A 12,123-nucleotide genomic window follows, 5' to 3' on the forward strand; every position below is an offset into this window, starting at 1 on the left:
ACTCTTAGAAAGTCGAGTTGAATGCCTTGCACATTGGCAGCTGCAAGGCATTTTTTAGTCCCTTCTGCGCCATTTTTTAACGTAAGGTAAGCAGAACAGATACAAGCCAGTTAACCAGAGTAATAGCAACACAATGGCAACGGGCAGCATAAGCCATAAATTGGCTTGTTTTTGAAAGAAAGTACCGTCGTGTAAGCTTTCGATAAATTCTGAATTACGGTAAGCCACTTGCAGCACTTTACCTGTTTGGCTGTCGAGCTGAACTTCCCATGAACTTTTTGTTCGCACTTTAATAACGCCTTTACTTGGGCGAATATCTAATCGATCTATGTCTTGCCAACTTGCAACGTTTGCCTGCTCAACCGTCTTGGTTTGTGCCAGTATGGAGGAAAAATCAAGGCTAGGTATAGCGCTGATACCATGCTGCGTTGGCGGTTGTAAGACAGCAAACTCTTTTCTCACTAATAGTAGAGTTCCTGTCACAATGACCAGCAATAAAGGTAGGGCAATTAACAGGCTAGCCCACTTGTGAATCGTACGGTTTAACTTGGCAAACTTCATTTTAGTATTTCATTGTCAAATAACAGGGTAATTTTAGTTTGTGATAAGGCGACAACGCGAGGTTAACGGCGAAAGGACACAGCACAGAGCTTGAACTAAAATTAACTAATGCTCATTCTAACGAATATTGCTGAGATAGCGCCAGTGAAACCATCTAGCTTAACCCGCCGTTCATCGTTTAAATCTTGGCTTGAACTTACGTTGTTATTCTTATTGTTACCATTGATCCTGTGGCAGTTAAATCATTTGATAACATACTGGGTACTGCCGATATTAACTGTGATTGGTGCCATTTGTTTGTGGTTATTGATCTCTGATGAGCGTTTTAAGCGCTTTCGACTCACTAATAAATTAGGATTTAACAAACGCATTGCGAACACACTTTGGCTGTTCTTTGGTGTGATGCTTGGCAGCACATTGGTTTTCGCACTAATCGCGCCGGAATCTTTATTCAAACTACCGATTGAAGGGCCGAAAACGTGGTTGTTGTTACTCTTCCTCTACCCACTGTTTTCTGCGTTGCCGCAGGAAGTTATCTTTCGTACCTTTCTCTTTCACCGTTATAAAACCATATTGCCGCGTAAGCGCCATCGAATTTGGCTAAGTTCTACGAGCTTTGGTTTTGCTCACATTATTTATGGCAATTGGGTTGCTGTGCTCCTGTCTACCCTTGCAGGTTATTGTTTTAGCAAGACTTATGCGGTATCACGCTCAACCTTACTGGTTGCTTTAGAGCATAGTTTATGGGGCGTCTGGCTATTTACTCTTGGCTTGGGACACTTTTTCGAATTACAGGCCTGAGAATCAGTACGATCCTAAAAACTTGAACCACGGAAAGTTAGATGAAGACAAGTTATAGGTTGCACTTGTTGTTTTAATATGTGAAAATTTGAATATATAAAATATCGTATGTTTCTTAGATTGAAAACTGAACAGAGCATTAGCTAGAGAGCTGAATAGAGAACTTTATAGAGAGATTAGTCATGGCAATTAAAGTAGGTATTAACGGCTTTGGCCGCATGGGTAGATTAGTGATGCGTGCTGCATGGCAGTGGCCGGAACTTAGCTTCGTACAAATTAACGATCCTGCAGGTGATGCCGCAACCTTGGCGCACCTGATGAATTACGATTCTGTTCATGGTACTTGGCAGCATCAAGCAAGTGCTGAAGGCGATAAGATGATTATTGATGATCAGCAAATCGCTATTACGCATAACCTCGCGATTGCTGACACTGATTGGTCAGGCTGCGATATTGTGATTGAAGCTTCGGGTAAAATGAAAACCAAAGAGAAGTTGCAAGCCTACTTAGATCAAGGGGTAAAGCGAGTTGTTGTGACGGCGCCCGTTAAAGAAGAGGGCGTACTCAATATTGTCATGGGTGTAAATGACAACTTATACAAGGTTGATGAGCACCCGATCGTGACTGCCGCTTCTTGCACCACCAACTGTTTAGCACCTGTGGTAAAAGTGCTGCAAGAAAACATTGGTATCAAACACGGTAGCATGACGACCATTCACGATATTACGAACACCCAAACCATTTTAGATGCGCCACACAAAGACTTGCGCCGTGCTCGTGCTTGCGGGCAAAGCTTGATCCCGACAACAACAGGTTCGGCAACGGCAATTACTCATATTTTCCCTGAATTGAAAGGCCGCTTAAATGGCCATGCGGTGCGCGTGCCGCTGGCAAATGCTTCAATTACCGATTGTGCGTTTGAAATGGAGCGCTCGGTAACCGTTGAAGAAATTAATCAGTTAATGGCAAGTGCTGCCGAACAAGATCTCAATGGTATTTTAGGTTACGAAGAAAAACCTTTAGTGTCAGTTGATTACAAAACTGATCCGCGTTCAAGTATCGTCGACGCATTATCAACTATGGTGGTGAACGACACCCATTTAAAAATGTACCTTTGGTACGATAATGAGTGGGGCTACGCTAACCGCACTGCTGAGCTAGCAAAGATGGTAGGTTTAAGTGTTAAATAAACTCCAAACGCTATCAAGTGAAGTAAAACAGTACTTAGTGATCACCGCTAATTACTGGGCTTTCACGTTAACTGATGGCGCTTTGCGCATGCTGGTGGTGTTGTATTTCCACCAGCTAGGTTACTCGCCTTTAGCAATTGCCATGCTCTTCTTGTTCTATGAGTTCTTTGGCGTGGTGACGAATCTTATTGGTGGCTGGCTAGGGGCACATATTGGCCTTAATCGCACGATGCAAATTGGCTTGGTGCTGCAAGTTGCTGCATTGGCGATGTTGGCGGTGCCAGATCAGTACTTAACGGTTGTGCTGGTGATGGCGGCGCAAGCACTTTCTGGTATTGCAAAAGATCTCAATAAAATGAGTGCGAAGAGCAGTATTAAAGCGCTTATTCCCAAAGATTCAGCGCAAAGCGAACAGCAGGGAGCATCGTTTGAAGGTAAATTGTTTAAATGGGTAGCCTTGCTGACTGGCTCAAAAAATACCTTAAAAGGTATTGGCTTTTTTCTCGGTGGCGCATTACTGACGCTGCTGGGGTTTCAATCTGCCATGCTGGCGATGGCCAGCGCCTTGTTTTTGGTGGTAATTGCCAGCCAGCTGTTATTGAAAAAAGATTTGGGTAAAGCAAAAAATAAACCTAAGTTTAATGATATCTTCTCTAAGTCTGCATCACTAAACTATTTATCAGCGGCACGGCTTTGCTTATTTGCTGCTCGCGATGTTTGGTTTGTGGTCGCAATACCTGTCTTTTTCGTCAGTGAATTGGCTTGGCAACACCACCATGTGGGGTTGTTTATGGCGCTTTGGGTGATTGGTTATGGCATAGTACAAGCGTTATCACCAAAGCTAGTGAACCTCTCAACTAAACCTGTGCACACTGTTGCAAGTCAGTGGGGCGGCATACTGACTCTGTCTGTTATCGCGCTAATGTTTGCCTTAAATAGTGAGCTATCAGCAACTTGGGTGTTGGTGATCGGTTTGTTACTCTTTGGCGCCGTATTTGCGATAAATTCTGCCGTGCATAGCTATGCGATTGTAGCGTTAGCGAAAGAGGATGGTGTTTCCATTGATGTGGGTTTTTACTACATGGCGAATGCTATGGGGCGATTACTTGGCACGATATTTTCGGGATTGATGTATCAACAATATGGTTTAATGGCGTGTTTGGTTGCCTCAAGTTTACTGGCGGGACTGGCTGCTTTATTAGTAACACAAGTTAAAGTGACGGATGGGGCAGTTACAGCTTAGTTTCAAAAGAAAGCGTCAAAAACAAAGCACATATTTAAACAATTTACATAGACCGGAGTCACTATCACTATGAGCACTAACGCGAATGACGAACGCAATAACAATCGCACAATTTGTCATGCGTCGATTGGCACGAATGACCTGGTCAAAGCCAAAGCATTTTATCAGCCTGTATTGGCGACATTGGATATTGACTTAGTTAGTGAATACGAACACGCACTTGCTTTTGGTAAAGGTTATCCAGAGTTTTGGGTGCAAATTCCATTTGATAAACAGCCAATGAGCACCGGCAATGGTGTTCATTTTGGCTTTGTTGCTAAGTCTCATCAGCAAGTTGAAAGCTTCTACCAACAAGCTTTAGCGTTGGGCGCTAAGTGCAATGGTAAACCTGGTCCACGCCCTGACTATGGAGAACCTTATTATGGCTGTTTTGTGATTGACCCTGAGGGTAATAAAGTCGAAGCTAGCTTTTGGGATTTTAATTACTCATCAAGTTAACTAGGGTGTTTGTAACTCGCTGTTTTATTTTGTGATATCTAAATTTTGGGGCGTTGAATACTGTGTGATTTGTGCTTTGATTTATGCTTTGATTGGCGATTGTTTGTCGTTATACTGCGGTTAGCGTTTATTTTAAACGTGTACCAAAGATGCATCTGCAGTAAAGAACTAAAGCATAGAACTAAAGCATAGAACAACACCAATAGGCGCCACAGGTAAGTGCAAAAAAATTATTTATTCCACTTCTATAACCAACACTTCAACAGTTGGCTGGCGATTAGAAAAAAGCCGTTTTCATCTTTCGCTAAAATATACTCAAATTGGTTAAGCATATTGGCCATTGCTACTGGGTTGGCACTGGCATCTCTATCAACATCAAGCTTTGCGTTAACACTAAGTCTTGCGTTTGCGCCGTGGAATACACAAAGCGCAGATGCGTTTGAGCAAGTATCAAACGCCAATATCTCGTTACTTGAACAACTTGCGCCAATTAGGCGTCTGTCTGATACCGAGCAAGCAAAAGCGGTACATCAACTGCAGCTTTTAAAGCCCTCGCTAACCCAATACCCATTAAATGAGCAGCTAGAGTATTACCACGTGCTTGCTGAGGTCTACTCGCTGCAAGGGCAGCACCGACTTGCCCGAGCAACAGCTGAGCAAGGCTTAATTTTAGCATCGAGCTTAATCTCACCGCGCATTATTATCGCCCAGCTAGCTTATGATCTGGGCTATGCGCTTGAAACGTTGGGGAAGCCAGAGCAAGCGATGGAGCAATATTTAGCGGGCTTGGAAGTTGCGGAATCATTGGATGATCAAAAAGAAATAGCAAAGGGCTTGATCAATATCGGCGCTATCTATTACCAAACCGACAAACTCTCAGAAGCTATTATTGCTATAAACGATGCCGCCACGATTGCTGAACGCCTGTCGGATTTAGAGCTCAAAGGCTTGGTCTATAGTGAGCTGGGCATTTTGTACGACAACTTAAAAAAAGGCGAACAATCTCGCGAGTATTATCAATCTTCCTACCGCTACTACATGCAAGCAGAAAAACCGTTACTTGCTATCAACAACTTGCGCAATATCGCGGTTAGTTATTCTAGAGATGGTGATACAGACCAAGCAATAAAAACCTACCTGCGTTTACTCAACGAATTGGCACCACTCAACAACACAGAGATGTTATTTAGTGGTCATGTTGGCTTAGCAAATATTTATGTTAATAAGGAAATTAAGCAGTATGACCTCGCACTAGAGCATTTAGCCATTACGGAGTTATTGCTGGCTGATGTTGAGCATCACTATTTACCATTTCAGTTTCTTATCAATAAGTCGAACATTCTCAAGGAAATGGGGCAGTACGAGCAGGCATTAAGCACCATTGATGAAGCGTTTAAGCTGTTTTACAGTGACAATATAAACGCTGCGCCAATGGATGAGGCTGCACTGTTAGTACTTCGTTCAGAAACATACCGTTTAATGGGCGAATTTCAAAAAGCCTACAACACCTACCATCGAGTGTATGAACTTAATATGGCACACCTTGAGAGCAGTACCGCACAAGCGGAAGCTGAATTGCGCTTGCAGTATGAAAGCCAGCGTGTCGATATAGAGAAAAGCTTGCTTGAAAGCCGCCATCGACTTGAATCACTAGCGTTGGAAGACGTGAAAGAAACAGCGTATTACAAGCAGCTTTACATTTATGTCGCGGCACTATTAGCAATTGTTTTTGCGATTTTGCTTAACAACTTAATGAAAGGGCAGAAGCAATTAGTGAATGCATCGCGCACCGATGTATTAACTAAAGTGCTGAACAGAAGTCGGTTTATTGAGTTAGCGCTAAAAGGTTTGAAACGCGCAAAGAAACGACGTGAACCTGTCGCCTTCATGCTGATCGATTGTGACTTTTTTAAAACCATTAATGCGCAATATGGTCACCGAGTTGGCGATGAAGCATTGATACTGATTGGCCAAATAGGGCAAACCGTATTTGAACGCCCCAATATTTTTGCCCGCTACGGTGGCGAAGAGTTTGTTGTTTTGCTGCCTGGTGTCAACTTAACCGCAGCTAAAGAGCTAGCTGAAAGGTTTCGCCAAGCGGTTGTTGATGCGAATCCAAAGCTCAGTGTGGAGACTGAGTTAACCGTTAGTATTGGGGTCTCAACCACCGAAGCTGTGAACTCATACAAACTGCGTGATTTATTTGATTATGTTGATAATTCGCTGCACCACACTAAGCATCAAGGTCGGGAGCGGATATGCAGTTAATGCGCAGGCGGCTTCTTGGCTTTATACAAGGCACCAATGTCTTTTGGCGTTTTGTAATTTGGGCGTTCGCGTTAGCAGCTAAAGCCTTATCGAAAATGATTAAGCACGCCAGTTTGCTAAGTATGCCGTTAGCATTGACGCTTTTCGTTACGCCCATTTATTCCGTTGTCGCGTATGCTTTGCCAATTCCGCAAGAACAGGTGCTGGAAATGCCGGTTTCTGAACAAATATTGTCTTTAGTAGGTGCAGTTGAAGCAAAGCGCGTTGAAAATTCAGCTGAATTTAACTTACAGGCCGCAAACATTACCGCAAATAACGACGCTGAACGCTTGCTACTTCATTATTGCCGTGGGTTAGTGGCACTCCAAAATAAACAGTTTGATAACAGTGTTGACGCGCTAGAAAAAGCTAATAACTTGCTGGCAAAGTTACCTGAACAATTACAAGCTAGCGCACCATTTTATCACTATTATCAAGCATTATCTGATGCCTATGTTGGCTTGGGGAACTATCAGCAGGGTTATCATTATCGCCGTACCTATCTCATTAAATTTGCGGAAGAATTTGAACACACTGAGCAGTTACAGTTAGCGCAACTGGAAGAGCGATATCAAATTAAGCAGCGTGAACAGGTCAATTTGTTGCTCGCTGAGCAAAGTAAGCTAAAGCAAGCGGAAGTGGCGCGCATAGAACTTAAAAAACAAGAACAAGAACGTTACGCCATTATCCTAGTGTGCATTTGTATTGTTTTCTTGTTGATGATTTTTCGTCAATTGCAAATTCGCAAGAAACTAAAATGGCTTGCCAAAACAGACACCTTAACAGGCCTTAGTAATCGCGATCATTTATTCAAAGTTGCTCATCAACTGATTGAGCGAGCGCATAATAATCAGCAAGCGTTGAGTGCACTTGTGATTGATGTTGATCAACTTAAACGCATCAATAATGAGTTTGGCTATGGCGTCGGCGATGCTGTGCTTCAAGAAGTGGCTCGCTTGGGTCAAGAAGTGATGCGATCGCGTGACATTTTTGCTCATCTTGAGGCAGAAGAGTTTATTGCTGTGCTGCCTGAGGCCGATAATGTTTCGGCGCAAGCAATTGCCAATAATTTTGCTGCCAAAATATCAGCTAAGCCTTTACTTGTTGCCAATCATTCTATTGAGATTACGGTGTCGATTGGTATTGCCAGCTTGACCGAGCAAATTCGAGATGTGGATGCGTTAATAAAATCAGCAGACGATGCCATGTACCTTGCTAAGCGCTCTGGTAATGGTCAAGTGGCGAGTTTTAATCCAACTGAATAGATAAATGCACTATAATTCCTAATTAGCCAACTTTTCACACGCGAAACAGTTTTTTCTATGTTGAGAATCCGCTAAGCTAGCAAACATCATCATTTGGATCGTTTGATCCGCGAAATGACAACAATAAAAATTGCACACTAGGTTAAATGATGACCCTCGCCAACACTTCTTTGTAGGTCGATATTTAGCCCGTACAATCGTCTGTAGTTAGGAAAAAAATTCATGTCTGACACGCTCGAATATAGCCTTGAAGGGATCGAACAAGTCCCGCTTCGCAAATTTACTGAGGAAGCGTACCTCAACTATTCCATGTATGTCATTATGGATCGCGCCTTACCGCATATTGGCGATGGTTTAAAGCCAGTGCAACGCCGAATTGTTTATGCGATGTCAGAGCTTGGCTTATCAGCCGTAGCAAAATATAAAAAGTCAGCTCGTACCGTTGGTGACGTACTGGGTAAATTCCACCCGCATGGTGATTCTGCTTGTTACGAAGCCATGGTACTCATGGCACAGCCATTTTCTTATCGTTATCCGCTCGTTGATGGTCAAGGTAACTGGGGGGCGCCAGACGATCCTAAATCATTCGCGGCGATGCGTTACACCGAAGCTCGCTTGTCTAAGTTCAGTGAAGTGTTACTGTCAGAGCTTGGGCAAGGTACCGTTGACTGGGTACCTAATTTTGATGGCACCATGAAGGAGCCGAAAACGTTACCAGCTCGTCTGCCACATATCTTATTGAACGGTATTACGGGTATCGCGGTTGGTATGGCAACGGATATTCCACCGCACAACGTGCGTGAAATTGCCAATGCTTGTGTGCATTTAATCGAGCAGCCAAAAAGCGAATTAGCTGACGTACTAGAACATGTGCAAGGGCCTGATTATCCAACAGATGCGGAAATTATTACGCCAAAAGCGGATATTGAGAAGCTCTACCAAACGGGCCGTGGCAGCATCAAAATGCGGGCAGTTTATGAAGTAGAGCACGGTGAAATAGTGATTACCTCATTGCCGCATCAAGCCTCTGGCGCGAAAGTGTTAGAGCAGATTGCTAGTCAAATGCAGGCGAAAAAGCTGCCAATGGTGGTAGATTTACGTGATGAGTCAGATCATGAGAATCCGATCCGCTTAGTGGTTGTGCCACGCTCGAATCGCGTTGATACCGAACAGTTGATGCAACACTTGTTTGCCACTACAGATCTTGAGAAAAACTACCGTGTAAACCTGAATATGATTGGCTTGGATGGCAAGCCAGCAGTGAAAAACTTGCGCGACATTTTGGCTGAATGGTTAGAGTTTCGCCGTGAAACGACACGTAAACGTTTGCAGTACCGCTTAGACAAAGTGTTAGCGCGATTACACATTCTTGATGGTTTACTGGTTGCTTACCTTAACATCGATGAAGTAATTGAAATCATCCGCAATTACGACGAACCAAAGCAAGAGTTGATGTCGCGCTTTAATCTGTCGGAAATTCAAGCCAATGCCATATTAGAAATTAAACTTCGTCAGTTAGCTAAACTTGAAGAAATTAAAATTCGTGCCGAGCAAGATGAGTTAAACAAAGAGCGTGAAAAGCTAGAAAAAACGCTTGGCTCAAAGGCACGCATGAATACCTTATTGAAAAAAGAAATTCTTGCTGCCGCAGAGCTTTATGGTGATGAACGTCGCTCACAAATCGTAGAACGTGGCGAAGCCAAAGCCTTGTCTGAAAAAGACCTAGTGCCGAGCGAGCCTGTTACTGTTGTGGTTTCAGAAAAAGGCTGGGCGCGTTGCGCGAAAGGGCATGATATTGAACCAGCACAAATGAGTTATAAAGCGGGGGATAGCTACTTATGCTCGGCGAAAGGGCGCAGTAATCGTCCAGTCGTCTTTATTGATACCACAGGGCGAGCTTATGCAACCGATGCGCATGGCTTGCCAACGGCGCGTAGCCAAGGTGAACCGCTAACTGGGCGTTTTAATATCTCGGCAGGTGAAAATTTTACGCAAACCTTGATGGCCGATGATGACAGCCAATACTTACTGAGTTCTGATGCGGGGTATGGCTTTGTCGGTGCGTTTGGCGATATGGTCAGCCGCAATAAAAATGGTAAAGCGCTACTTAGCTTGCCAGCCAATGCAAAAGTGTTAACCCCATTGCCTATCTCCAATTTAGAGGAAAACTTGTGCTTAGCCATCACCAGCGAAGGCCGGATGTTGGTGTTCCCAGTAAAAGACTTACCAGTGCTGAGCAAAGGTAAGGGTAATAAAATCATTAACATTGCCTCGGCAAGAGCAAAAGCACGAGAAGAGTTTGTGACCTTAATGGCGGTTATTTTACCGAGTGATTCGGTAACTTTGCATGCGGGTCGTCGTAAACTAACGTTAAAAGCAACAGATATTGAGCATTACCGAGGTGAACGAGGTCGTCGCGGCAACAAGCTACCACGAGGTCTACAGCGTGTTGATCGCATTGAAGTGGAAACCTCGGTGACTGAAGTGCTTGCCGACGAAGAGCAAACGCCAAGCGAAGAAAGCTAGTTGATAAATATTGCATTAATCGCGTTGCTAGCACTCGACTAAGCTGAATACGTATGCAGTTAATTGCCGAGTATCAGAAAAGGCAGTTAGGATAACAGTACAATGAGCACACTTGCCTCGGCAGTGTGCTTTTTTTATAACTTCTAATGAATACTATTCACCACTGCAATTATAAAACGCTAAAACGCAGTCTGGGGGGGATAAATGAACAACACTAAACCAAACCTGAGCTTTTGGCAGATTTGGAATGTCAGCTTTGGCTTTCTTGGCGTGCAAATTGGTTTTGCCTTACAAAACGGCAACGTTAGCCGAATATTGTCGGACTTAGGTGCCGACCTTTCTTCACTTTCACTGTTCTGGCTAGCGGCCCCTATTATGGGGTTAATTGTTCAGCCAATTGTCGGCGCGGCGTCCGACAAAACCTGGAACGGCCTAGGTCGACGATTGCCCTTTATCTTAGGTGGTGCAATTGTGGCGGCGATGGCAATGGCCTTGCTGCCCAATGCTTCTATGGTGGTGGCCTTTATTCCACCGATGATTTTTGGTTTGTTTATCTTTGCCATTAAAGATGCCGCCTTTAATGTTACTTTCCAGCCGTTTCGCTCGCTGGTATCAGATATGGTGCCCGATGGTCAGCGTAACTTAGGTTATTCAGTACAAACCTTGCTGATTAATATTGGTGCGGTTGTTGGCTCGATATTACCTTTCTTTTTAACCAATGTGATTGGTTTAGATAATTTGTCAGCCCAAGGTGAAGTGGCGCCATCGGTTATTTGGTCATTTTACATTGGCGCGACCGTGCTTTTAGGGTCTGTACTTTGGACAGTATTCCGCACCAAAGAATATCCACCCGAACAATACTATGCGTTTAAAGAGATGGATGCCACAGCGGTCGCTAAAGAGCAACAAACACAGCGTAGCTTAGGCGAGCGTCTAGCGGGCTTTTGGGCGTTGTTCAAAGATATGCCGGTGATCATGAAACAGCTCGCGCTGGTGCAGTTTTTCTCTTGGTTTGCGCTATTTATTATGTGGACTTATACGCCCGCAGCGATTACGCAGCACACTTGGGGCGTTGCCATTGAATGGTTTGACCCAGCCTATATTGCTGCTGCCGGCGGTTTGCCAACCGATATCGCTAAAGCGAAAGGCTCTGCTGGTGATTGGGTTGGCATTTTGTACGCGGCACAAGCTTTATTTTCTGTTTTGTTTGCCATTGTGATGACTAAGCTCGCCAACACATTTGGTCGTAAACTTACTTACTCGTTAAGCTTAATCGCAGGTGGTTTAGGTTACTTAAGCTTTGTATTATTCCAAGACCCAACGCTAACTCATGTTGATTTGCTGATCACCGAGGTGGAAATTCCAAAAGGGGCATTAGGTTTAGTGTGGTCTATGGCGGGTGTTGGCATTGCGTGGGCGGCAATTTTAGCTATGCCTTATGCCATTCTAGCAGGCGCATTACCTGCGGATAAAACCGGTGTTTATATGGGAATATTTAACTTTACCATAGCGGCGCCACAAATTGTTTCAGGTATTGCCTCTGGTTGGATTTTAAGTCATGTATTCGACAACCAAGCGATTAACATTATTATGCTGGCCGGTGTTGCCATGTTCTTAGCGGCAGCGTCGGTTATTTTTGTGAAAGACACTGAAGCAAAAGCTTAGGCTTAATCGAGCCTAACACTGTTACTGAAAAGGAGCCATTAGGCTCCTTTTTTATGCAGTGCTTTTT

General features: G+C 44.0%; 9 protein-coding genes. 8 read left to right on the forward strand and 1 reads right to left on the reverse strand.

The genetic code is table 11. The features are described from left to right. Positions 1-54: 54 nt before the first annotated feature. Positions 55-561, reverse strand: a complete 507-nt coding sequence (locus tag DXX92_RS04325) for a PepSY domain-containing protein (RefSeq protein ID WP_115999322.1) — start codon at positions 559-561, stop codon at positions 55-57. 108 nt (positions 562-669) lie between these two features. Here DXX92_RS04325 and DXX92_RS04330 point away from each other — a divergent pair, with 108 nt between their 5' ends. From DXX92_RS04330 to DXX92_RS04365, 8 genes are all read left to right on the forward strand, one after another. After that, positions 670-1,362, forward strand: a complete 693-nt coding sequence (locus DXX92_RS04330; protein ID WP_115999323.1) for a CPBP family intramembrane glutamic endopeptidase — start codon at positions 670-672, stop codon at positions 1,360-1,362. Between the two features lie 182 nt (positions 1,363-1,544). Then, positions 1,545-2,552 (forward strand): ArsJ-associated glyceraldehyde-3-phosphate dehydrogenase, encoded by a 1,008-nt coding sequence (locus tag DXX92_RS04335; protein ID WP_115999324.1) that lies wholly within the window; start codon positions 1,545-1,547, stop codon positions 2,550-2,552. Continuing rightward, positions 2,542-3,795, forward strand: a complete 1,254-nt coding sequence (gene arsJ, locus DXX92_RS04340; protein ID WP_115999325.1) for an organoarsenical effux MFS transporter ArsJ — start codon at positions 2,542-2,544, stop codon at positions 3,793-3,795. The genes DXX92_RS04335 and arsJ overlap by 11 nt, the downstream gene beginning before the upstream one ends. Positions 3,796-3,864: 69 nt before the next feature. Beyond that, a complete protein-coding gene (locus DXX92_RS04345; protein WP_115999326.1) occupies positions 3,865-4,293 on the forward strand; it encodes a VOC family protein in 429 nt (142 codons plus the stop codon). A gap of 219 nt (positions 4,294-4,512) precedes the next feature. After that, a complete protein-coding gene (locus DXX92_RS04350; RefSeq protein WP_115999327.1) occupies positions 4,513-6,561 on the forward strand; it encodes a tetratricopeptide repeat-containing diguanylate cyclase in 2,049 nt (682 codons plus the stop codon). After that, positions 6,552-7,865, forward strand: a complete 1,314-nt coding sequence (locus DXX92_RS04355; protein ID WP_115999328.1) for a GGDEF domain-containing protein — start codon at positions 6,552-6,554, stop codon at positions 7,863-7,865. Before DXX92_RS04350 ends, DXX92_RS04355 begins: the two co-directional genes overlap by 10 nt. A 222-nt stretch (positions 7,866-8,087) precedes the next feature. Further along, a complete protein-coding gene (parC, locus tag DXX92_RS04360; RefSeq protein WP_115999329.1) occupies positions 8,088-10,391 on the forward strand; it encodes a DNA topoisomerase IV subunit A in 2,304 nt (767 codons plus the stop codon). 204 nt (positions 10,392-10,595) lie between these two features. Beyond that, a complete protein-coding gene (locus tag DXX92_RS04365) occupies positions 10,596-12,056 on the forward strand; it encodes an MFS transporter (RefSeq protein WP_115999330.1) in 1,461 nt (486 codons plus the stop codon). Positions 12,057-12,123 lie beyond the last annotated feature (67 nt).

It is taken from the genome of Thalassotalea euphylliae (assembly GCF_003390395.1).
GTDB lineage: Bacteria > Pseudomonadota > Gammaproteobacteria > Enterobacterales > Alteromonadaceae > Thalassotalea_F > Thalassotalea_F euphylliae_C.

Coding starts and splice junctions, on each gene's coding strand:
- parC (WP_115999329.1), top strand. CDS start 8,088: ATGTCTGACACGCTCGAATATAGCCTTGAAGGGATCGAACAAGTCCCG.
- DXX92_RS04335 (WP_115999324.1), top strand. CDS start 1,545: ATGGCAATTAAAGTAGGTATTAACGGCTTTGGCCGCATGGGTAGATTA.
- DXX92_RS04330 (WP_115999323.1), top strand. CDS start 670: ATGCTCATTCTAACGAATATTGCTGAGATAGCGCCAGTGAAACCATCT.
- DXX92_RS04355 (WP_115999328.1), top strand. CDS start 6,552: ATGCAGTTAATGCGCAGGCGGCTTCTTGGCTTTATACAAGGCACCAAT.
- DXX92_RS04325 (WP_115999322.1), bottom strand. CDS start 561: ATGAAGTTTGCCAAGTTAAACCGTACGATTCACAAGTGGGCTAGCCTG.
- DXX92_RS04365 (WP_115999330.1), top strand. CDS start 10,596: ATGAACAACACTAAACCAAACCTGAGCTTTTGGCAGATTTGGAATGTC.
- DXX92_RS04345 (WP_115999326.1), top strand. CDS start 3,865: ATGAGCACTAACGCGAATGACGAACGCAATAACAATCGCACAATTTGT.